The organism is Mucilaginibacter corticis (assembly GCF_007558865.1).
Lineage (GTDB): Bacteria > Bacteroidota > Bacteroidia > Sphingobacteriales > Sphingobacteriaceae > Mucilaginibacter > Mucilaginibacter corticis.
Window position 1 is genome coordinate 98993 of the sequence record NZ_VLPK01000003.1, and the last position, 22419, is coordinate 121411.

Below are 22419 nucleotides of genomic sequence, written 5' to 3' on the forward strand. Positions count from 1 at the left end.
AAGCCGTTTTTTAAAAGCGTCCAATTTAGCACTTGAAATTCCGACATCTTCAGGCTTGGCACGCGCCCATTCAAATGCTTTTTTATCCTGTGCTAGAAGGGCAACGGGTAAACAGACAAGTAGGATGCAAAGTTTAATTGATCGCATTAAGGGAACTAATTGGTCAATCTAAATTAGTCAATTTAACTTCCCTAAAACAACAATGGTGATAACGACCTGAGTCATTATCACCATTGTTACATTTAATTTGGTATTAAATACTATTCAACTGTCAATGTACCCTGCATCACATAAAAGTGGCCGGGTACGGTACATACATAAGTGTATTTACCTGCCTTTGGAGCCACAAAATAAATAGTTTGTGATGAGCCCGGGCCTACCAATGTAGCATTGAACAATATTTTAGGTGTATTAGCTATGTAATTTAATTTAACAGCCTGCAAGCCTAACTTGCTACCCAATTCGCCTACCGCAATAGCTTCGCCTTGCGGAACAACCACAAAATTATGCGGCATATCGTCATTATTGGTAAAGGTTAATTTAACCTTGCTGCCTGCTTTTAAGGTTAGGTCTGTTTTGTCAAACTTCAATCCCGGTTTTGTACCGATAGTAATAGTCTGATCAATTGTTGTCCATGAAGCAGGTTTAGTGGTCTGATTCTTTTTAAGAGCGACACCACCCACAGCAGCAGCTTTAGCGGTTGAAGGCGCGGCTTTACCCATTTGCATGTTCATGCCTGCCATATCGTGTGCCATTTTAGGTTTTCTTTTTGGTACATTCAATTTTTCGCCATCAGGGATATTGTTAAGGGTGTAGTAAGCAACAGGGTGTAATAATGAGAAACTGCTGTCTGCAGATACTACTGCTTTATCTACCTTAATCTCGTGAATATATTTTTCACGCAGGCTATCTGCAACTAAACGTACTTTTAATCCGTCCTCTGATACAATAGCAGCATTGATATTACTTACTTTCTCACGGATGGTAGCACTACCATAAACCGGGTGATATTTATAAGTAAAACCTGTAATAGTGTAGTTATCAGGATCAGCTGCTGCTTTTTTATCAACCGGCTTAGTAAATTCAATTTCAAATCCATCAGGCATCGCTCTTACCGCTTTCATTTCGAACGGCGTTGTCTTTGCCCAAACCAAACGCTCTAATCCAAATATTTTCTGACCGGTTGATCCCCAGCCACGGCTGGTTTGGCCAACAAATAATGAATTGTCTGCACCCCAGGCTAACCTTAAAACGCCCGATTCAAAACCTTCACGGAACGGAATTGCAGCGCCTTGATACTGACCTTTTACCTGCTCTAAAAATATACGGTTAATACGGCTTTGTGCTTGGTCGCCTACCAACACCTGGCCTGCAAACGGGCCAAAGCTATCATTGTTAGGGATCTGGATCATTGACGAGGTTGAGTTACCCAACGTACCATGAGGCACCCAAACAGCAGGAGTTTTATAGCCTTTTTTAATATCCGAAGCTACTTCCCACAAGGTTTTAAACGGACGTTTAGGATCCCTGTCTTCTATTTTTCCTTCAGGATCATTAAAACGTGGGTTAACGCGTGAATAAATATCTTCAGTACGTACTTTAACAGGTGATGCCGGATCAGTAGCCCAACGCAAACCTGCAGGGTGCATAGCAAAATCACCACGATCTAATTGCATGATATAGCCCGATCCTACCCAGTCCCCTTGATTTTCAGCATAAAAATATTTGCCGTCAATTAAGCCCTGGCCTGCCGGTGAACGGAAACCCGTAGCATAAGGGTTCATGGTACCATCCGGTTGGATCTCTAAACACCAGGCTCTCCATTTTACTAAACTTTTACCGCGCCACCACTCGTCATCAAAACCTACGTTAAGGTTTACCATCATGTTACCGTTAGGCATAATTACCGGGCCGTAAGAATACTCATGATAGTTACCTGATACCGGCCATGAATAAACAATCTCGTAAACATCAGCTTTACCATCACCATTCTTGTCGATCAACTTGGTTAATTCACCACGTTGTACACAGTAAAAAGCACCGTCTTTGTAGGCAAGTCCCAATACTTCGTGCATACCGGTTGCAAACTTTTTATAAAAAGGCAGGCTGCCGTTTAGCTGGTACGGGTTTTGAATGATCCATACATCACCACGACGGGTTGAAACACCCATATCGCCGTTAGGCATCAACGCAAGTCCGCCAACCTCAAGTTCAACACCTTCGGGAACCGGCAAGGTTACTATACGGTAATAATCTTTTTCGGTATGCACTGCTTTTTCCGGGCTGTTTTGTGCGAATGTGGCAGTACAGCCAACGCCTGCAGTAACAGCAGCAGTAAATAATATATTTTTAAAAATAGCTTTCATTTTAATGTCTTTTTAAATTACCAGATCAATGAATATTGAACAGAAGTCCCTTTATCGGTATTTTTTATCGGCAGCAACAATTCCTTACCTTTTGCAGATGCACGTAAAACCGGCTTATCGCTTTTTTCAAATTGTACGTAATAGGTAAAGTCGTCTATGCTGAATAAACCATTGCCAAGATCTGTAATATCGTGAGCGTCTGCCACGCGGGTAAACAGATCTTTTGGTGCAGGTCCGTCAACACTTATCTTACGGGTAAGCATTTTACCGTCATCGCTGGTAGTTTTATCATTGATGCTAATACCATCAAAAATATATTTAAAAGTAGGTAAACCGGCTTCATCAAGCTCATAACCTTTAGCACGGTAAACACCGGTAGCTAAAGTGTCAGGCCATGCCTGGGTGTCGCTGTGAATTGAAGCTAATGCAGGTTTATCATTCAGGTGGATAACGCTGCCTATTGGGTTTGCATTACCATCGCCACGAGACAACCACATTGGTGAAGCATCAAGGAAAGCACCTTTCCATATGTTATAAATAGCACCGTTTTCAAGGTCATATCCAAAACTGATATTATGTAACAAGCCTACACTTACAGAATGTGTAACCCTTTTACCAGGGATATCAACAAAGCTGCGGAAAACAACAGGCTCGCCTTTAACATCAACCGTTACCGGTTTATCATTTTCGTCCCATACATTTCTTGAGCCATCAACCTGGCTGCTGTTAACTGTAGTATTGTATTTAAAGTTTTTGAACGCCACGGCTCCATGATCGCCTTGTAAACGTAGCGGGCCTGTAGCAGCCTCATTTGCAAATGCCGAACCACGGGTTGGCGCTTGTAATTCAGCATTTTCAATAATAACAACACCATTTAAAATGATTTTTACAACACGCGCGTTTGCTATTTTCTTGCCTGAAGCGTCAAACTTTGGGGCCTGGAAAAGAATACGGATATTTTGCCAAAGGCCAGGCGCGCGGCTTACGTTAATACGCGGGGCAACACCATCAAAGCCAAATTGGCCTGCCGGGCGGCTTTCGTCCCAACGCTCATAAACGGCACCAAGATCACCACTGGTAAGAGCTTGTTTTCCCCAGCTGTCAAGCAACTGGATTTCATAACGACCTTGCAGATAGATACCTGAATTTGATTCTTTAGGCATCATAAAATCAACGCTCAGGTCAATATCACCATGCTCCATGTTGGTAAAGATATCTTCATTTTTCCCTTTACCCGGTATGCTTACCAGTATACCGCTTCCATCTTTTTTAGTAATGGTATTCGGCTTAACAAAATCGGCCATAACTGAGCCTGCAATTGACCAGTTAGCACTGGGACTTTTAAATGCTGAAAGATCATTTAATGAAATTTGAGCTGTTGAACCGCCTTGCGCTGAGGCAAAAAACGGAATGAATGTGGCCCATAAAAACACGTGCAATGGGATACACTTTAGCAAGTACTTGTTTTGCATATTGTTTAAATTAAATAAGGCAATCAGAAAGATTTGCATTTATTGGTTTGATTACAAATATGTAATTAATAACTTAATAATCCCAACACAACTATCTCAAAAAAAATACACACATTGACAAAAATTTCAACAAAAATCATTGCTAATGAACCTGAATTATCCATCTTGTATTTACAAGTGAGTATAATTGTATTTATTACACTGTATTTAAGTAATAATTGGTGCTTAAAATTAATGAGTAAACCATTAAATACGTTAACATATTTTGGCTGTTTATTGTATTTTTATTGCTATGCATAATACCGTAATTCAATACACCTGCCTTATCGCTATTATTTTATTTAGTGTGATGCTGGCGCAAAAAATAAAGATAGCCTATCCTATTTTATTGGTTTTAATTGGGCTTCCGCTTGGTTTTGTGCCTTTTTTAAGAGGTGTGGAAATACAACCCGAACTTATCTTCGTTATATTTTTACCTCCGTTACTCTACGAAGCTGCGTGGAATACCTCATGGAAAGATCTCTGGAAATGGCGCAGGGTGATCAGCAGCTTCGCATTTCCGGTAGTTATCATTACCTCATGTGTGGTGGCGTTTGTTTCTGCCGCTCTTATCCCCGGTTTTTCCTTGGCTACAGGCTTTTTATTGGGTGGTATTGTTTCACCGCCTGACGCGGTTTCAGCAAGCGCGATACTTAAAAACGTTAAAGTACCCAAACGTTTTATTTCTATTGTAGAGGGTGAAAGTTTACTAAACGACGCTTCGAGTTTGGTGGTCTTCAGATTTGCCTTGGCGGCAGTTTTAACCGGAAGTTTTGTATTCCGTGATGCGGCGACAAATTTTGTGCTGGTAATTGTAATGGGGGTTTTAATAGGTTTGGCAGTGGCACTTATTTTTTATGCCATTCACCGCTGGTTGCCCACATCAAACAATATGGATGTAGTGCTCACCTTTATTACACCCTATGCCATGTATATGGCTGCAGAGGAGTTTCATTTTTCGGGCGTATTAGCGGTGGTAAGCGGTGGCCTGTTCTTATCATTCAGACAGCAGCAATTCCTGTCGCACCGCAGCAGGTTGCAAGGCGTAAACGTTTGGGAGGCGGTAGCTTTTGTGCTTAACGGCATTGTCTTTATTCTGATAGGCCTGGAATTTCCCGTAGTCATTAAAAACCTTGGGCCTGATGGATTAAGACCCGCTATTTTATACAGTGCAATTATAACCGGGACTTTAATAATCACACGGTTTGCCAGCACCTTCGGGGCCATTGTGGTGACAATAGTGATGAGTAAGATCATTACCGTTGCCGACCCTAACCCGGGATGGAAAGCCCCTATCCTATTGGGCTGGACAGGCATGCGTGGCGTAGTATCTTTGGCCGCTGCATTAAGTGTCCCGGTTGTGTTAAGTCCGGGCCATCCGTTCCCAAACCGCGACCTTATTTTATTTATCACGTTTAGCGTGATACTGGTTACGCTGGTTTTACAAGGCCTTACTTTACCCGCAATGGTAAAGCTGGTCAATATGCCTGATCCGGATTTTACAGATATATCTATAGCGCAGCAAAGACAGCTCGTGCGCAAAAAACTATCGCATTTGTCCCTAAAGATACTGGATGAGGAATATCATGAGCAAGCCATGCATAACGCCATGGTGAAATCAGTTAAATTGCGTTATAGTGCCGATATGGAATTATTAAAGGATTGGGAAAAAGATGACAATGTAGATCGCGCTGAAGAATATTACAAAGATTATAGGGCTATCATGGCTCACCTACTCAGCGAACAACGCAAGCTATTACTCACCTTAAATAAAAAGGAAAATATCAGCGATACATTGATCAGGCATCAGCTGGAATTGTTGGATCTTGAAGAAGAAAAACTACGCCAACATTTTGAGGCCGGAGAATAACTATCAGATCTCTTTAACGTCTGCCAGTTTTAGCCAGCCTTCGTTACCGTTTGCAAGTTTGATCTTTAGCCAACCGTTGTTGTTATCAGATATATTTACTTTGGTGCCGTCATGTAACACAAACAAAGTTGCTGCCTGCTCTGCAGGGCTGCCTTTTACATTTACTACGCTGGTAAAAATTATAGCCTGCTTGTTATCGTTAAAATAACTTACCTGGCTGCCGGCTACAAACACCGCAAATATCCCCAGGAAAAATAAAACCAAGGATGCAAAGAATGAAACCTTTTTAACAGTAAAAGAGTTGCTAAAGAAATAAAGGATCAATGTACCCGAGCCTAATAGTATCAACACGATAGCAACAATGGCCAAAGCATTAGCAGATATAGCTAACATAAACCCTTTCCACCATTTTGACAAGAAAAACTCGGGGGCTTCATCTATTTTATCTGTGGTTTTGGCATTAGCAAAACGGATGTTAAAATTGATATCATCATCACCAGGAGATAATCGGTGCGCCTTTTCATAATATAACAGTGCCGATGGCAGATCACCATCTTTGTAATAAGCATTACCTAAATTAAAGTATACAGGCGCAGAATAGCTCCCTGCATTTATGATCTGAGTATATGTGCTAATAGCTTCTTTATAATGGTTTTTGTTATAAAAACTATTGCCTTTTTCAAAGGCCGACTGCATATCATCAGCAAAACACAATGCCGGCAAAAACAGCATTAGCACAAAGCAAAGCGATATTTTAAGCTGGTTATATTTCATTTTCAATAGCATCAATGGTGTTCTTTGCCTTTTCGTAAACTTCATTTGTCGATATATGCGTCACAGGTGCATATCGCGCCATCTCGCATAAGTCAAGCGTATCAAGCAATTGAGCAACTACGTTCTCATTTACAGCTTTTGCTTTAAGGGCAGAACTAATTGTTTCCCTGTCAAGGTCAGCGTAGCTGATATTTAATTTATCACTTAAATAACCATATAAGCCTTTAAATACTGCCTCGTAAAATGCTTTAATATTATTTGCCTGCAGTTCGGTTTGTGCATTTGCCAGATGTTTAGCCGCAACCTTACTGGCTCTGCGGCTTTTTACTTTTACCACGTCACTGTTTTCTTTACGCACCCGGTTACGATATACAAAAGCACCTGCGCATGCAATCGGACCTAATAACAACAGCAGGTAATAAGGCAAAGAACCATAAAAACCGTCGCCTTGCTTAATTGATCCGGCATTACCTGTTTTAATGTAATGGATATCTTTATCCAGCAACTTAACATCTTGTTTATCGTCAGAAAAAGCAGTAACGTTATTTTCAGTCAGACCTTTATTAACCTTTATATTAAAAGCCTTTGTAGACAAGCTGGTATATTTGCCGTTAGCCGGATTAAAATAAGAAAACTTAACTTCAGGAATAGTAAAATCGCCTTTATGCCTTGGTATTAGCAGGTAATTGTAGATCCGGCTGCCTGCGCCGCCGTTAACTGTATCCGTTATCTTAGGATCATACTTTTCAAAATCGGCAGGGAAAGCCGGGTTAAGGTTTTTAAGTAATTTAATATTACCTGCGCCAGTAACTTTTATTTTATAGTTTAAAGCCTCGTTGGCTTTCAATTCGTTTTTGTCAACGGATGCTTCTACATTAAAATTACCTACTGCTCCCGTATAACTATCAGGTTTACCTGCCTCAGGTAATGGCTTTACATGTATAACTACTGGTAAGCTTTTGGCTGTATAGTTTACATCCTGTACATTTCCACCAAAAAACTGATCCATAATATCGCCGGTAGCTACACGCACTCTTGCAACAAACGAAATTTCAAACGGATCAATAATTATATTACCGGCATGTTCAGGAAACAATAACACCTGTTTAACATCAGCAACGTTATATTTTATGCCTTTGTAAGTTTCAACACGAGGTTGTTGCTGTTGCAACTTAACATCTTCATTCCAAAAGCCTGTTAAATCAGGTAGCTTATTTACCTGGTTCTGTAAAATATCAACTCGGAAATAAACCTTATAGGTCAACGTTATTTTTTGGCCCTGGTAAACATTGTCTTTATCAACCACAGCCCTTAAAAACAAGGACTTTGATAAATCCTGTGTATTTGCATTTGAAGCTCCGCTTTGTCCCCCTCCTCCATTATTTTGCGGAACAGGCTGGCCTTTTACCACCCTGATCTGAATAGAATTAGAAGTTACCTTAGTACCATTAGCAACAATCGAAGCAGGGCCAATAGTAAAATTACCCTCTTTAATGGCCATCATAATATAGCTGATAGTAGTACTTTGTGATGATTGACCATTAATAGACTCGAAACTATTTGACACATTTGGCCCGCTTAAAATATGTAAGCCGGTAACATTTGGTGGGGTAAAATCGTCAGCATTGGTATTTATGGTGTATGAAACCTCAAATTGCCCACCTGTTCCCACCACAGTTTTACTGGCTGTGCCAATAAATTTTGCCTGCCCAAATACTTGCGCAGAAAGCAACACTAAAAGTGACAATATGTAATAGCGGATCTTCATTGATATTACCAGTCTTTTAAGATTTTACCGCCAGTACCTTTAACTTTTTTATTCTTCAATTTATCCTGGGTTTGTTTTTCGTCATTATTCAGCGCGTCCAGCATCCGTTGTGCATCTTCTTTGGACAATTTATCAGGCTGTGGTTGTTGCTGATCCTTTTTTTGCTGGTCTTTTGGTTTATCCTTGTCCTGGTCCTTGTCGTCTTTTTTCTGCTGATCCTTTTTATCCTGATTAGGCTTATTGTCTTTATTTTGGTTCTTATTATTCTTATCCTGCTGCTGTTGCTTTTTTAACTGTTCTTGCGCATAGGCCAGGTTGTAGCGCGTCTCTTCATCCTTAGGGTTATTAAGCAATGACTTTTTATATGCTTCGATACTTTCTTCAAGTTTTTTATTTTCAAGTAAGGTATTGCCCAAGTTATGATATGCCCTGGCTGTTACTGATTTATTTCCACCCGATTCCGCTATTTTATTAAATTGTTCACCAGCTTTGTTAAATTGTTTCTGTTTATAAAATGCATCGCCCAAATTAAACTGCCCCTCAACACTTCCGTTTTTCTTTTCAACGGCTTTGCTGTAACTCTCAGCAGCTTCTTTATATTTTTTTTGCTGATAAAGGTCATTACCATTTTTTACATAGCCTTTTTCTTGTGCAAAAAGCGTGTAATATGGTAGTATGACCATGACCATCAGTATTAATACTAACTTTTTCATGCGCTTTTTACCTCAAATAACTTCAACCTGCTTAATCTTAAACTTCTACGATTGGTAATAAAAAATTCGACTACCAAACATAAAAAAGCAAACCCTAAAAAGAACTGGAAACGATCTTCAAAATCTTTAAAAGATTTAGTATCATAAGTTTTTCGCTGCATTTTATCTATCTGCCCCATTACTATGTTTAAACCGCTGTTTGCATTAGTTGCCCTTACATAAGCCCCATTGCCCGCTGCAGCAATTTCTTTACACATATCTTCATTAAGTTTACTTATAACAGTTTGGCCCGTAGTATCTGTGTGAAAACCCACCTGTTTACCATCCTGATATTTAGGGATAGCTGCACCCTCGGGAGAGCCCATTCCTATTACGTGAACAGAAACATCTTTATCTACCGCATTTTTGGTAGCAGCAACCGCGTCATCTTCATGATTTTCGCCATCAGTTATTATGATCATTGCCTTACCTGTTCCGTCATTAAAGTCAAATGATTTCATCCCCAGATCAATAGCCGCGCCGATTGCGGTGCCTTGAGTGGGTACCATACTGGTATTAATAGTATTGAGAAATAGTTTGGCGGCCGAGTAATCAGTGGTCATTGGTAATTGCACATAGGCTTCGCCGGCAAATACAACAATGCCGATACGGTCGCTGTGTAAGTTATCTATTAATTGAGCTATAGCTTGCTTGGCATTTTCAAGACGATTGGGCGCCATATCTTGCGACAGCATGCTGTTTGAAACATCCAGCAAGATCATCAGGTCTGCACCTTTACGCTTTTCTTCCTCCATTTTAGACCCGATTTGCGGATCAGCAATGCCAATGATCAAAAACACATAAGCCAGCATAAATAGGATGAATTTTAAACGTGGGGTTGAAAAAGAAACATCGGGAACAATTTTATCTATCACATTTCTATCGCCCAGTTTTTTGATCGCTTTAGTTTTCCAACGCGTAACCCTGATAAAAAGTAACAGGAAAACAGGGATAGCAGCCAGTCCCCATAAATATTCTATATGTGCAAAACGTAGCATTTTATGTTAAGGCTCCTTTTAGTAATGTATTTTTAAAAACAAATTCAAGCACCAGGAACAACAGCGCCAATAGAGCAAAGGGTAAAAACACCTCGGTCTTTTTACGATACTCAGTAACATTGATCTTTGCCTTCTCTAACTTATCTATTTGTTCGTAAATACTTTTTAGTTTTTCGTTATCTGTAGCTCTGAAATATTTTCCACCGGTTATATTGGCTATTTTGGTTAATGTCGGTTCATCAACATCAACCGCCATACGCTGGTACTGTACACCCATTGCAGTTTGTACCGGGAACGGCGCAAAGCCATGTGTACCTAAACCAACAGTATAAACCCGCACACCAAATTGTTTTGCGATCTCGGCAGCTGTAATCGGTGGTATGGACCCCATATTGTTTGATCCATCAGTAAGTAATATTACTACCTTACTTTTCGCTTCGCTGTCTTTTAACCGGTTTACTGCAGTTGCCAGGCCCATACCAATAGCCGTACCGTCGTTGATCATTCCATATTTAATATCGCTAAACAGGTTGATCAACACCGAATGATCAATAGTTAAAGGGCATTGCGTAAAACTCTCACCGCTAAATATTACCAGCCCGATACGATCATTGGGACGATTTTTAATAAAATCAATTGCGATGTTCTTTCCAGCTTCCAGCCTGTTGGGTTGAAAATCTTCGGCAAGCATACTGCCGGAGATATCAGAGGCAATAACAATATCAATCCCTTCGGTAGTTGAGTTTTGCCAGCTTAAAGCGCTTTGCGGACGGGCCAAAGCAATTATCAAAGCTATGAATGCCAGCGATCTGAAAATAATCTCTAAATGGCGCAATTTCGGCATCACACTTTTTACCGGTGTGGAAAATCCTTTTATTGCCGACATATTCAAGTAGCCGTATAATTTCTGTTGACGCCAGATATACCAGGCAACCATTGCAGGTAGGATGAGCATTAACCAAAAAAATCCCGGATGTGCAAATTCAATATCCTTAAACATTAACCTTCCCTCCTTCAGCATCAGCCTGGTTAACTACACTTTGCTGTGTTTTCAGCACAAATTCAATAGCGTTATCCAGACTTCGTTCGTTTTCAAGTGGTAACGGTTTTTCTTTAGCAAACTTTACAAGGTCAGCCATTACCAGGATCTGTTGCAACATATTACGGTATTCACCAGTGATATCACGGTTATTTAAAGCCGTTAATATTTCGTCTGTAGTTTTTTCATGGGTTTTAATGTTATAACGTTTTTCAAGATATTCACGAATGATATCCGTTAGTTCGCTATGGTACAGCTTAAACTCTTCCTGCTGCCATAGCTTTTTATCACGCAATTCCTTCAATTTATCAATAGCAACTATATGTATCGGGATGCTTGGTTTGGTAATTTTAATAACAGGCTGTTGTTTAGGTTTATTACGTAAATAAATAATCAGACCAATAATTAACGCTGTAACTACTATCGCTATGACAATCCATGTCCAGTTATCTTTTACCCGGTCAAAAAATGTGTAGTTTACCAAGATCGGCTGTTTAATATCATAAATAGATTTTGTTGTATCTATTTTTACTGTTTGCACCTGCAACATCAATTCGTTACTTTTAATAACGCCAATACTTGAGCCAAACGAAAATAATGGAAACTTATAAATGCCCGCGTCGAAGCTTGTTATAACATAGCTGCGGATAATGGTTATCCTGCTGTAATCTTTTTTGTCGGGTATAGTATCGGGCTTATTGGCGCTTACTATTTGTACCTTATCTGTAATGGTATCTGTAAATACCGGGAAGTTTACATGTGCCTTTGCCGGTTGATTTACTTCAAGGAATAGCCTGGTTTGGTCGCCTATCTTTATAGTATAATCCTGTAGTTTGGCCTCTACTTTTATATTTTGCGCCTTTGCAATACTTGACAGGCAGGCTAATAATAAGGCAAGCAGGGTATAATTAAAAAACTGTTTCTTCATTTGCTCACCGTTTTCTTTCCCGTTTTTTAAATAGTGTCATTAATGGTTTGACGTAAGTTTCATGCGTACCTATTGATGTAGTATCCACTCCCGATCTGCTGAAAACATCTTTCAATTGAATGGTTCTTTTTAATGCTTCCGTTCTAAAAGCCTCGCGTACCTTTTTATCGCCTGTATTAACCCACATTAGCTGCCCGGATTCTTCGTCTTTAATTGGTATCAAACCTAAGTCGGGAAATTCTTCCTCATGTTTGTCATACAGCCTTAAAGCGATAACGTCATGCTTTTTATTGGCGATTTTAAGCTCGGCTTCAAAAGCCGGGCTGATAAAATCTGATATAATAAAAGCGGTACATTTTTTCTTAATGGCCGATGTAAAATATTTTAAGGCCACCCCTACGTCTGTTCCTTTATTTTCTGGCTTAAAGTCTATCAGTTCCCTGATGATCATCAGGATATGGCTACGACCTTTTTTGGGTGGGATGAATTTTTCTATCTTATCGCTAAAAAATATCACACCCACTTTATCATTGTTTTGAATAGCCGAAAATGCCAGTACGGCACAGAGTTCTGTAGCCAGATCCTGTTTTTGTTGGTTGATGGTACCAAAGTTTTCAGAACCACTAACATCCATCAGCAGCATTACCGTAAGCTCACGTTCCTCGTCAAATACTTTAACATAAGGATGGTTAAAACGTGCCGTAACGTTCCAGTCGATAGTCCGGATCTCATCTCCTACCTGGTATTCACGCACTTCGCTAAAAGCCATACCGCGCCCTTTAAACGCAGAATGGTATTCGCCCGAAAACAGGTGATTACTTAAGCCCCGGGTTTTGATCTCTATTTTCCGAACTTTTTTTAATAGTTCCTTGGTGTCTTTTGCCATTTTTCTTGAGAGTCAAGAACCAAGACGCAAGAACCAAGATAGATTTGTTATAATCTTACCTCTTGATTCTTGTCTCTTGGTTCTATCTGCTTATGGTACCTCTACCGCGTTTAGTATTCCTGTTATAATGTCCTCGGTGGTCATGTTCTCAGCTTCGGCTTCGTAAGTTAAACCTATACGGTGGCGTAACACATCATGGCAAACAGCACGCACATCTTCCGGTATGACATAGCCCCTGCGCTTAATAAACGCGTATGCTTTTGATGCCAGGGCCAGGTTGATACTTGCCCGTGGCGACGCGCCGTAACTGATCAGGTTTTTATAATTTGCCAGCTTGTATTGTTCAGGGAAACGTGTTGCGAAAACAATATCAATAATGTATTGCTCTATCTTCTCGTCCATGTATACCTCGCGCACTACTTTGCGTGCCTTAACAATATCATCAGGGTGAATAATTGCATTTGGTTTTAACATCCCTTGCGGGGCGATATTTGACCTAACTATTCGCTTTTCATCTTCCTTGCTTGGATAGCCAATAACTACCTTTAACATGAAACGGTCAACCTGGGCTTCAGGTAGTGGGTAGGTTCCCTCCTGTTCAATCGGGTTTTGCGTGGCCAATACCAGGAATGGGTTAGGCAGCGGGAAAGTTTTCTCGCCGATAGTTACCTGTCTTTCCTGCATCGCTTCAAGCAACGCGCTTTGTACCTTTGCAGGCGCACGGTTTATCTCATCAGCCAAAATAAAGTTAGAAAATATAGGCCCCTGCCTTACAATAAACTCCTCTTTCTTCTGATTATAGATCATGGTACCCACCAAATCGGCAGGTAACAGGTCGGGCGTAAATTGGATCCGGCTAAAATCTGCCTGGATGGCTTTTGACAAGGTATTAATAGCTAATGTTTTTGCCAAACCCGGCACACCCTCTAGAAGAATATGTCCGTCGGCCAGTAGACCTATCAATAAGCGGTCGACCATATATTTCTGGCCAACTATCACTTTGTCCATTTCCATTCTCAGCAGGTCAACAAAGGCGCTTTCACGCTGGATCATTTCATTGATAGCCCTGATATCTGTTGAATAAGACGAACTGCCGGCAGGCACGTCTGTTGAAGGATGCGTTATATTGCTAATTGATTCTTCCATTAAATAGTTATTAATTTTTGGTAGGCAAACTTAAAAAGCAAATCATTTTTTTGCCAATAAAAAACTGCTTTTAAATGTTAAAATTTGTTAAATTCAGTTAAAGCCTGTCAAATTTTGCCAAATATGGTTATAACAAACCGATTAACGGGTTAGTATTTGTATTAAATTTAGTACTTAAGCCAATGTTTAATTATTTGCATTAATTTGCGTAGCCAATTACACCAAATTATACCAGGAAATGAAAAAGTATTTTGTCGCTTTTGTGAGTGTATGTTTATTTATTTCGACAACATTTGCCCAAACACCTAAGCCACCATTTTGGGATGACGTACAAACCATAAAAAAATATGATAAAATGTTTGCACCTCCTGAACATCCGGTGTTGTTTGTGGGTAGTTCGTCTATTCGTAAATGGGATGATGCACAATGGGTGTTTGCTAAATATAACGCGTTAAATCGTGGCATAGGCGGCGCAGTAACTAATGATATTATCTATTACCTGAATGATCTTGTGTTTGCTTATCAACCAAGGCAAATTGTATTGTATGTCGGCGAAAACGACCTGATGGACAATATCTCGACCGCGGACTCGGTTTATAACCGCCGGTTAAACTATACCATGCAATAAGGACCCAAATGCCCGATGTGCCTATTTTGTACATCGGGATGAAACCAAGCCCGTCCCGCGAAAAAATAAGACAGGCAGAAATTGACGCCAACCTAAAGATCAAAACCTTTTTAGCTAATGAAAAGAATACGGTTTTTGTTGATGTAATGCCATTGATGTTAAAAGACGGAAAAACGCAACCTGAGCTTTATTTAGGTGATATGCTGCATATGAAAAAAGCAGGGTATGCTATTTGGGAAAAGGCAATCAAAAAATACCTTATAAAATCATAAATACTTAGTATACATTTAAATACAGATTATATTTGATCAGTTAAATCACCAATTATGTACCGAAAATATATCATCTTGTTGTCGTTAAGCGTTGTTGCATTTGGTTTTACACTACCCCTAAAAACCAGCGAATGGAAACCTTTATTTAACGGAAAAAACTTTAGCGGCTGGGATATCTATCTCGGACCGGATTTGGATGATAAAGGTAATGCCATAACAAAAATTCCGCTTGGATTAAATAATGACCCGAGGCATGTTTTTACAATTGTAAAGGAAGATAACGAAAGTATTATCTGGGTTTCCGGAGAAAACTGGGGTGCTATCATAACCAAAAGCGAATACGAAAATTACCACCTGCAGTTACAGTTTAAATGGGGCAAGTTACAATGGGGACAAAAAAAGAGCGGGCATAAAGATAGTGGTTTGCTTTATCATTCGGTTGGTAAATATGGTGCTGATTATGGAGCATGGATGCGCGCGCAGGAGTTTCAGATAGAAGAAGGTAATTGTGGTGATTTCTGGGGATGTGCAGGCGGAACAGCGGATATACCGGCGATAAAAAGATCAGAAAGCGATTACATTTACAGCCCGCAAGGCGAGCTTTTGACGTTTAGTGAGGGAAATAAGCAAGGTAGACATTGTACCAAGCAAGGTGTTAGTGCAGAGAATCCAGCGGGCAAATGGAATACGCTTGACCTTTATTGCCATGGTGATACCAGTATCCACGTGGTAAATGGAAAAGTAGCAATGGTTTTATATCATAACAGCCAGGCAGATAACGGCAAGTTATCCCCGCTAAATAAAGGTAAAATTCAATTGCAATCAGAAGGTGCCGAAATATTTTATCGACACATTAAGATGCAATCCATCAGCCAATTACCTGCTGAATTGATCAAGCAATAAGTGCAGTAAACTTATCTGCCTATATTAAAAGCGACCATTGCTCTTATGGAATAACCGTTTTGTGTACCGGCTGTACCGATATCGCGGATAGCTTCTGAACCTAAAACAGTGCTATGGGTTGCATAAAATACCGGTCCGCCGGAAAGCGAAAAAGAAAAACGCGAATACATAGGCGCATAATTTAATGACGGGCCAAGTAATAATTTTGCACCGCCTTCTGCTTCATCTGTTTCCCAAAAGCCTTCCAGATCCTCACCAACAGCTTCTATACCGGCAAAGAAAGCACCCGCTATACGATGCTGGTAGCCAATGCTCGAGATCAGATCAATGCCGTCCCGATCTTTAGCAAACGCTTTTTCAAATTTAAGGTTACCACCTATCCGCCATGTTGGCGATTCGAATGCAGCCGTAATCCGGCTAAATACAGCTCCGACACTTGAGAAATCGCGGTTAGCGCCAAGTCCCACGCCAAAACGTGCGCCATAAAAGCTTTTACCACCTACAAAATCGCGGATCACTTCGGCTTGCTGGGCACTTGCGGTGCTACCCGTACGCGAAAAACCGAGATCGGCATTCGCCAATAAGGTAAACCTATTACCCAAATAACCTTTTACAGCAAGTTGCTGATCTACTCCGTCGTAACCAAATGGGCCTGCGGTACGCTCGGCGTAATTACCGGACGCGCTAATGCTTACAAATGGTGTTTCTGAAGTAAATGTATTAACTGAAAACAGAAACGGTTGCGCCGCGTTACCTACCGCATTCATAGACTTACTAAAAGATGGTAATTGTGCCATTACTGACGAGCTTATCAGTGCAATAATTAGCAAGGTTAAAATACTTTTTTTCATAAAGTTGATCTTAATAGCTGTATTTAATATTTTTTTGATTTTGATCAATCGTCATCATCTTTCTTTTTCTTTTCCAGGATCACGAACGCGCTGCGCTTAGGTGCAGGCATAACCGCATCTTCACCTTTTACCGATTTCCAGATCACTTCATTCAAAGCCAGATCAGGCGCTGCATCTTCTTTTTTGAAGTTAAAGCTGTCTGACTGTTTGCTGCTTTTGTTTACAGCCACATTACGGCTTGTAAGATCTACTTTAGCCGGAATAGCTTTAAAGGGTGACAGATCAGGTGTAGCGGTAAAACATTCGTACATGGGTAATGCGGCCGCATCATATTGGCTCATAGGTGGTAAGCCCAATATCAGTTCAATAGTACGTAATACACCGGATGTTGAATACATGCTATGAACGACTGTATTACGCTTGACATATGGCCCAACTACATAAACCGGTGACCGGTGTGCATCTATATGATCAGGGCCGTTTTGTGCATCATCTTCTAATATAAAAACAACCGATTCTCTCCATAATGAACTGTTAGACAAGTGATCTATCAGTTTACCTACAGCCAAATCATTATCAGCAACAGCAGCTATGGGCGTTATCGCACCTCTTTTTTGTCCGCTGGTATGGTCATTACTGATCCTGATGGTGCTCAGTTGTGGCACAGCTCCGGCAGTTTCGAGCGAATCAAAATCATGAGCCCATGCGTCATAACGTACCTGATCCGGTATATTCAGGTCAAAACCCGGCGCAGCCGCACACATATGCCCCTGTAATGTTTTATATTTTGTTTTTCCGAATTCACCAAATTCGCCATAGCTACGGAAACTTACCCCGGCCCGCTGGCAATAATCCCATATATAACCGTCATTTGGAAAAAGCGCAGGCCTTGCCCCTTCGTACCCGGTTGATCCGCCACGGTTGCCATAAGTTGTTGGCCATGTCTTTTCAATCGCGTCTGTGGCATAAGCTGCCATACTCCAGTTATGTCCGTCGGCACTCACTTCTGCGTCCACATAAAAGTTATCCATCAGTACATAATTATCTGCGAAAGCATGCTGATTAGGCGTAACCTCATTGCCAAATATACATAACGACCTGTCTCCGTTGCCTTTACCCATATCACCCAATACCTGGTCGTAGGTGCGATTTTCCTTAATGATATAAAATACATGTTTAATTGGCGACTGTTGTCCTGGTTTACGTGGTATAGGGTTCCCGGTTTCGCCCGCTGCCATAGCTACTTTGTCGTTATTAAATGGAGTATTAGCATATACCTGTTTTGTGTAAGCCTTTAATTGTGTTTCGTTCGGTGCGTCAATGATTGACAACGTTCCTTTGAATAAACCTGCTATGTATTGCAAGCGGCTATTTGCAGTACTTCCCACATGCACACCGCTATTATCTTCCTTGGCATAAGGTTGCGGACCTTTTGGGTTAGCTATTGATGTTAAGCCCTTACCGTTTGTTATCAGTATTTTATTACCGGTTAACTTAACATTGGTTGGATACCATCCTACCGGGATAAAGCCCATGCTTTTGCTGTTAGCCGCAGATGAAACATCAAAAACTGCAACGCAATTATTATCAGCATTGGCAATGTAAAGTGTTTTTTCGTTGACTGATAACGCGAGGCCATTAGTTGTTGAGCCGGTAAGGTTAGTAGGATAAAGCGACGTAACCAAGGTCTCAATCACTTTACCGGTTTTTGTATTGATTATTGATACCGAATTATCATTGGCGTTTGCCACGTATAATAAAGTTCCTTTCTTATTCAATAACAATTCGTTAGGGTGGTTACCTACAGTGATATTGCCCTTGATGGTTTGTGACTGCGTATCAAACAATACCAGTTGGTTACTTCCCCAAATGGATATATATAACGTTTTTTCATCCGGCGAAAGCAGGCAGCTATAAGCCATTTCCGGTAACTGTGAAGCATTAATAACTTTCCGGGTTTTCAGATCGATAGTATATACGCTATTATCTTCTTTGGTAACGGTGTACAACCGCGACATATCCCGCGTAATCGCTATACCTGCTGGGCATATTTTACTTTTTGGCCAGGCATCACCAAGGCGGATAGTATCCGGAGTTTTTAATTTGTGGTTGCTGACGTTAAAATCCAATATTACATTTTCATTTCCTCCTGATACATACAGATTTTTCTCATCGCTGCTAAAAGCCAGGCCGTACCATGACATACCCAGCTCTTTTTCAGACAATACCTTCTCAGCTTGCGGATCGATCAACTGCAGCGTTTGGGTGCTTTGACCATTGTTTGTAACCGCTAACAGTTTTTCTGAAGCACTTAACTGCATATTTAAAGGCAAGTCACCCAACTGAAGCTGCCTCCCCGCCGGGCTCAGTTTCCAACCGTTTGGCAGCAAGATCTGTTCGGTTTCTTTTACTTTACCGGGTATTTGAGCCCACAAAGAATTGAACATGAACAAAGCTGCTGAAAACAGCGTCCCTGTTATTTTGATTAAGTTTTTCATATACAATAGGTTAACATTGTAAAAATAACTTTATTTTATTAATCTTTCAATCCTGTCGGAATAACTCCTGAGGGATATTCGGCCTCGATCTGGTCAAATGTAGATTGCTTTATTAGCTGTACTAAAGATTATATACCAATTGCAAGATAAACGCCACTACGTTTAGACAATGAAACATCTGTGTTAAGTTTACATTAAGAGCCGCCTTATGAGTTATTACGTGTCTGTAGGTTCGCTTAATAAGAAATATTAATTACTATTGATGTAACCGGTATAAGATATTGGTTATGTAATATTATGACTTTAACCCATAAAAAAAGCGCCCGGTTTACCGAGCGCTTTTAAATTATAATAAGTTTAGTCTAAAGGGCAAGTTCACGGCCAGTGCGCAGCACTGTGTATTTACTTTTAGCGAATTCAAACCCACCAAACAAGATCGCACAATATATTAAATCGCCATAAAACATATTTTTTTCAAACGGTATAGCATTATGTAATGACAATGCGTAACCTGCCCAGGTATGTGCATATAGTGTACCATATAACCATGGCAGATCCATTACCAACCAGTGATTAACCACAGTAAATAACGAAACCGCAAATACACTTAACGCATTTACTTTTTTGATCAGGCTTCCAGCAAATACGACGAATGCAAAAAACAGGTAGACCCATAACGAACCGGAATACCATGTCAACGTTGAAGTATACATATAATTTACAGCCAGGTCACTTAAAAACAAGGTGATCAATACAACTGCGTATGCTTTCCACTTGTCGGTAAAATAAGCGCCGCCAAATAGAGCGATGGCACCGACGGGTGTTAAGTTACTCAATGCCTGATATTTAACATTAACTAACCGCATAGTGGCCGCCAGTATTATCAGCAGCACAAGCACTATTGTACGGACATCGATCTTCTTTAATGACATGCAGTAAAATTACGTATTTATCCTAAAATTACTAAACAATTTAATAAATGCTATTATTTGTTAATTAATGTGTTTGAGATTTAAATAAACTAAAAGAAAACTACCCGGCCTGTATGCTGTTAAATAACTATAATATAATATCATTATGGCAACAAACACATTATACCCGGTTAAACGCTACAATACTGTAACCGAACCGGTAAACATAAATTTAAACTGGCCCGAGCGTTATATTTTCATCGCTACAGGTGTGAAACTTACATTTTCGGGTTTGGGTAATTTATTTACAAGCCCGTTATCAAGTTTATTCAAATTAGGCGTAGGTGGTTACTTATTAAACCGTGGCGTTAGCGGCCACTGTGCCATCTATTCAAAAATTGGTAAAAACACCCAGGATCCGGTTAATATCACTATCCGGAGCGCATTCAATATTAATCAGCCGCGACAAAAAGTATATGAGTTCTGGCGCAAGCTGGATAACCTACCACTGTTTATGAACCACCTTGAAAGTATCGACTTAATTGATGATACCCGGTCACACTGGGTACTGAAACTACCTACAGGGGTTGGAACCATAAGCTGGGACGCCGAAATTGTTAAAGATAAACCTGGCGAAGTTATAGGCTGGAGTTCATTGCCTGACTCGATCATTGATAATGCCGGTAAAGTATTTTTCAGGGATGCCGCGGATGGCAAAGGTACGGTGGTGGATATTGTTATTACTTACCAGCCACCAGCAGGTGGTGTCGGCGCAAGCATTGCGCACGTGCTAAATCCGTTGTTTAAAAATATAGTTGATAACGATGTGCGTAATTTCAAACAGTATATGGATATTGAAAACACATTAAAGCCACTTGCCAGCAATAACAATACGCATAAATCAGCTTCTCATAAAACGGCAACCCACAATAATTAAGCTGATAAGCTTTAAATAAAAGAAAATGCTTCCACTAATCAATTAATGGGAGCATTTTATTTTAGGCTGGAATCTATCAGTCAGCTTTTATACCATATTTATTGCTGAATTTTTTGTACAACTGTTTATGCAAATTATCCAGGTTAATGTTTCTGCCTTGAATAAAGGCCTGTTGTACATCCAGCGTGATCATATCCAAAGCGTCACCGCCTGATATGAACAGGTTAGCGTCTTTTCCTACTTCTAAAGTTCCGGTAGTTTTATCGATTCCTAAAATTTTAGCATTATTTATGGTGATCATACTCAATGCCTGTTCCTTGGTTAAACCATAACCGACTGCCTGTCCTGCCTCGAACGGTAAATTACGCTGACGCCAAAAGCCCGTACCGGTTAAGCCGTATTCAACGCCGGCGTCCTGTAGTATTTTAGGTAATTTGTAAGGCAGGTAAACATCATCTTCATCCCTGGCAGGCAAAGTTTGTGTTTCGCGGATGATTACTGGCACATTGTTTTGTTTTAACAGATTGGTCACCAGGTAAGCTTCTTTACCGCCAACAATCACAGCCTTGATGCCTAATTTATTGGCAAGTGTTACAGCCTCAATAATTTCTTTAGCGCCATCAACATTAATGAACAACTTTTTGCTGCCATTAAACAAGCCCTTTAATGCTTCAAATCTCAGGTTGACGACGTCGGGCTTTGCTGTAGCATAAGCTTTGGCGGCTGTGAAAAGATTGTTGATCTCGTCAAGTTGTTTTAGTCTTGCTTCATCCGGCGACTCGGCATTAGCATCAGCTACAGTTGCTCTTCTGCGTGGTGGCCTAACCACCGGCCAGTTTAAATGCACCGCGATATCTGTTTTATAAGCTGCGTCTTCCCAGTTCCAGGCATCCAACTGTACAACAGATGACTGGCCTGATAATGTACCGCCATTAGGTGTAGGCTGTGCCAGTAAAATACCATTTGATCTTACGGTCGGGATAACTTTTGAATCAGTATTATAGGCTACTATAGAACGTACATTCGGGTTCAGGTCACCTGTTTCTTCATCGTCAACAGTCCCCTTTGCCCCTTCTTCAATTTCAACTAAGCCCAGCGTAGTAACCGGGCAAATAAAGCCGGGGTAAACTTGTTTGCCGGCAGCGTTAATTATATCAGCTCCGCCGGTATTGGGTGCTGTGCCCTCGCCTACTGCTGTTATCTTGCCTTTATCAAATGCGATGTAGCCATTGTTGATTACCTGACCGTTACCCAAATGGATGGTAGCACCGGTAATGACGATTGGTTTTGATTGTGGTTTGGCAGGCGAGATGTTAGCCTGCGCATATACAAGGACGGTGCTCAGCAACAATCCTCCAAAAATTAATATTTTTTTCATGGT

19 protein-coding genes are annotated in these 22419 nt (G+C 40.5%); 5 read left to right on the forward strand and 14 right to left on the reverse strand.

Annotation, left to right across the window (positions count from 1 at the left end):
* Positions 1 to 260: 260 nt before the first annotated feature.
* A complete protein-coding gene (locus FO440_RS15700) occupies positions 261 to 2366 on the reverse strand; it encodes a plastocyanin/azurin family copper-binding protein (protein WP_144249244.1) in 2106 nt (701 codons plus the stop codon).
* 17 nt (positions 2367 to 2383) lie between these two features.
* Positions 2384 to 3838, reverse strand: a complete 1455-nt coding sequence (locus tag FO440_RS15705) for a 3-keto-disaccharide hydrolase (protein WP_186292701.1) — start codon at positions 3836 to 3838, stop codon at positions 2384 to 2386.
* Between the two features lie 292 nt (positions 3839 to 4130).
* Between FO440_RS15705 and FO440_RS15710 the strand changes: the two genes are divergently transcribed.
* Positions 4131 to 5747 carry a Na+/H+ antiporter gene (locus FO440_RS15710; RefSeq protein WP_144249246.1) on the forward strand — a complete coding sequence of 539 codons (1617 nt, stop codon included), beginning with the start codon at positions 4131 to 4133 and terminating at the stop codon, positions 5745 to 5747.
* Between the two features lie 3 nt (positions 5748 to 5750).
* On the opposite strand, the gene FO440_RS15715 is transcribed toward FO440_RS15710, so the two are convergent.
* From FO440_RS15715 to FO440_RS15750, 8 genes are all read right to left on the reverse strand, one after another.
* A complete protein-coding gene (locus FO440_RS15715; RefSeq protein ID WP_246104238.1) occupies positions 5751 to 6521 on the reverse strand; it encodes a tetratricopeptide repeat protein in 771 nt (256 codons plus the stop codon).
* Entirely contained in the window at positions 6511 to 8289 is a 1779-nt protein-coding gene (locus FO440_RS15720; protein WP_144249247.1) for a BatD family protein, read from the reverse strand. Before FO440_RS15720 ends, FO440_RS15715 begins: the two co-directional genes overlap by 11 nt.
* A gap of 5 nt (positions 8290 to 8294) precedes the next feature.
* Positions 8295 to 9002, reverse strand: a complete 708-nt coding sequence (locus FO440_RS15725) for a tetratricopeptide repeat protein (protein WP_144249248.1) — start codon at positions 9000 to 9002, stop codon at positions 8295 to 8297.
* Complete coding sequence (locus FO440_RS15730) at positions 8999 to 10039, reverse strand: vWA domain-containing protein (RefSeq protein WP_144249249.1); 1041 nt, start codon at positions 10037 to 10039, stop codon at positions 8999 to 9001. The genes FO440_RS15725 and FO440_RS15730 overlap by 4 nt, the downstream gene beginning before the upstream one ends.
* Position 10040: 1 nt before the next feature.
* Positions 10041 to 11060: a vWA domain-containing protein gene (locus FO440_RS15735; RefSeq protein ID WP_246104239.1), complete on the reverse strand. Its 1020-nt coding sequence runs from the start codon at positions 11058 to 11060 to the stop codon at positions 10041 to 10043.
* Positions 11032 to 12006 carry a hypothetical protein gene (locus tag FO440_RS15740; RefSeq protein ID WP_144249250.1) on the reverse strand — a complete coding sequence of 325 codons (975 nt, stop codon included), beginning with the start codon at positions 12004 to 12006 and terminating at the stop codon, positions 11032 to 11034. Before FO440_RS15740 ends, FO440_RS15735 begins: the two co-directional genes overlap by 29 nt.
* Before the next feature lie 4 nt (positions 12007 to 12010).
* On the reverse strand, positions 12011 to 12892 hold the full coding sequence (locus FO440_RS15745; RefSeq protein WP_144249251.1) for a DUF58 domain-containing protein: 882 nt from the start codon (positions 12890 to 12892) through the stop codon (positions 12011 to 12013).
* A gap of 90 nt (positions 12893 to 12982) precedes the next feature.
* Positions 12983 to 14038: an AAA family ATPase gene (locus FO440_RS15750; protein WP_144249252.1), complete on the reverse strand. Its 1056-nt coding sequence runs from the start codon at positions 14036 to 14038 to the stop codon at positions 12983 to 12985.
* 238 nt (positions 14039 to 14276) lie between these two features.
* On the opposite strand from FO440_RS15750, the gene FO440_RS24890 reads away from it, so the two are divergent.
* The 3 genes from FO440_RS24890 to FO440_RS15760 are packed head-to-tail and all read left to right on the forward strand — an operon-like array spanning position 14277 to position 15841.
* A complete protein-coding gene (locus tag FO440_RS24890) occupies positions 14277 to 14666 on the forward strand; it encodes an SGNH/GDSL hydrolase family protein (protein ID WP_246104240.1) in 390 nt (129 codons plus the stop codon).
* 8 nt (positions 14667 to 14674) lie between these two features.
* Entirely contained in the window at positions 14675 to 14938 is a 264-nt protein-coding gene (locus tag FO440_RS24895) for an SGNH/GDSL hydrolase family protein (RefSeq protein WP_246104241.1), read from the forward strand.
* Positions 14939 to 14992: 54 nt separating this feature from the next.
* On the forward strand, positions 14993 to 15841 hold the full coding sequence (locus FO440_RS15760) for a 3-keto-disaccharide hydrolase (RefSeq protein ID WP_144249253.1): 849 nt from the start codon (positions 14993 to 14995) through the stop codon (positions 15839 to 15841).
* Positions 15842 to 15852: 11 nt separating this feature from the next.
* On the opposite strand, the gene FO440_RS15765 is transcribed toward FO440_RS15760, so the two are convergent.
* The 3 genes from FO440_RS15765 to FO440_RS15775 form a co-directional block, all read right to left on the reverse strand.
* Entirely contained in the window at positions 15853 to 16692 is an 840-nt protein-coding gene (locus FO440_RS15765) for a hypothetical protein (protein WP_144249254.1), read from the reverse strand.
* 44 nt (positions 16693 to 16736) lie between these two features.
* Positions 16737 to 19190 carry a bifunctional YncE family protein/alkaline phosphatase family protein gene (locus tag FO440_RS15770; RefSeq protein WP_144249255.1) on the reverse strand — a complete coding sequence of 818 codons (2454 nt, stop codon included), beginning with the start codon at positions 19188 to 19190 and terminating at the stop codon, positions 16737 to 16739.
* Between the two features lie 362 nt (positions 19191 to 19552).
* A complete protein-coding gene (locus FO440_RS15775; protein WP_144249256.1) occupies positions 19553 to 20122 on the reverse strand; it encodes a DUF6580 family putative transport protein in 570 nt (189 codons plus the stop codon).
* 145 nt (positions 20123 to 20267) lie between these two features.
* On the opposite strand from FO440_RS15775, the gene FO440_RS15780 reads away from it, so the two are divergent.
* On the forward strand, positions 20268 to 21038 hold the full coding sequence (locus FO440_RS15780; protein ID WP_144249257.1) for an SRPBCC family protein: 771 nt from the start codon (positions 20268 to 20270) through the stop codon (positions 21036 to 21038).
* 76 nt (positions 21039 to 21114) lie between these two features.
* Here the strand turns inward: FO440_RS15780 and FO440_RS15785 are convergent, their stop codons facing one another.
* Entirely contained in the window at positions 21115 to 22416 is a 1302-nt protein-coding gene (locus FO440_RS15785) for an amidohydrolase family protein (RefSeq protein WP_144249258.1), read from the reverse strand.
* Between the last annotated feature and the right edge of the window lie 3 nt (positions 22417 to 22419).

Excerpts from the sequence above, each read along its gene's own strand:
- FO440_RS15700 (WP_144249244.1), bottom strand. The coding sequence starts at position 2,366 with ATGAAAGCTATTTTTAAAAATATATTATTTACTGCTGCTGTTACTGCA.
- FO440_RS15705 (WP_186292701.1), bottom strand. The coding sequence starts at position 3,838 with ATGCAAAACAAGTACTTGCTAAAGTGTATCCCATTGCACGTGTTTTTA.
- FO440_RS15710 (WP_144249246.1), top strand. The coding sequence starts at position 4,131 with ATGCATAATACCGTAATTCAATACACCTGCCTTATCGCTATTATTTTA.
- FO440_RS15715 (WP_246104238.1), bottom strand. The coding sequence starts at position 6,521 with ATGAAATATAACCAGCTTAAAATATCGCTTTGCTTTGTGCTAATGCTG.
- FO440_RS15720 (WP_144249247.1), bottom strand. The coding sequence starts at position 8,289 with ATGAAGATCCGCTATTACATATTGTCACTTTTAGTGTTGCTTTCTGCG.
- FO440_RS15725 (WP_144249248.1), bottom strand. The coding sequence starts at position 9,002 with ATGAAAAAGTTAGTATTAATACTGATGGTCATGGTCATACTACCATAT.
- FO440_RS15730 (WP_144249249.1), bottom strand. The coding sequence starts at position 10,039 with ATGCTACGTTTTGCACATATAGAATATTTATGGGGACTGGCTGCTATC.
- FO440_RS15735 (WP_246104239.1), bottom strand. The coding sequence starts at position 11,060 with ATGCTGAAGGAGGGAAGGTTAATGTTTAAGGATATTGAATTTGCACAT.
- FO440_RS15740 (WP_144249250.1), bottom strand. The coding sequence starts at position 12,006 with ATGAAGAAACAGTTTTTTAATTATACCCTGCTTGCCTTATTATTAGCC.
- FO440_RS15745 (WP_144249251.1), bottom strand. The coding sequence starts at position 12,892 with ATGGCAAAAGACACCAAGGAACTATTAAAAAAAGTTCGGAAAATAGAG.
- FO440_RS15750 (WP_144249252.1), bottom strand. The coding sequence starts at position 14,038 with ATGGAAGAATCAATTAGCAATATAACGCATCCTTCAACAGACGTGCCT.
- FO440_RS24890 (WP_246104240.1), top strand. The coding sequence starts at position 14,277 with ATGAAAAAGTATTTTGTCGCTTTTGTGAGTGTATGTTTATTTATTTCG.
- FO440_RS24895 (WP_246104241.1), top strand. The coding sequence starts at position 14,675 with ATGCCCGATGTGCCTATTTTGTACATCGGGATGAAACCAAGCCCGTCC.
- FO440_RS15760 (WP_144249253.1), top strand. The coding sequence starts at position 14,993 with ATGTACCGAAAATATATCATCTTGTTGTCGTTAAGCGTTGTTGCATTT.
- FO440_RS15765 (WP_144249254.1), bottom strand. The coding sequence starts at position 16,692 with ATGAAAAAAAGTATTTTAACCTTGCTAATTATTGCACTGATAAGCTCG.
- FO440_RS15770 (WP_144249255.1), bottom strand. The coding sequence starts at position 19,190 with ATGAAAAACTTAATCAAAATAACAGGGACGCTGTTTTCAGCAGCTTTG.
- FO440_RS15775 (WP_144249256.1), bottom strand. The coding sequence starts at position 20,122 with ATGTCATTAAAGAAGATCGATGTCCGTACAATAGTGCTTGTGCTGCTG.
- FO440_RS15780 (WP_144249257.1), top strand. The coding sequence starts at position 20,268 with ATGGCAACAAACACATTATACCCGGTTAAACGCTACAATACTGTAACC.
- FO440_RS15785 (WP_144249258.1), bottom strand. The coding sequence starts at position 22,416 with ATGAAAAAAATATTAATTTTTGGAGGATTGTTGCTGAGCACCGTCCTT.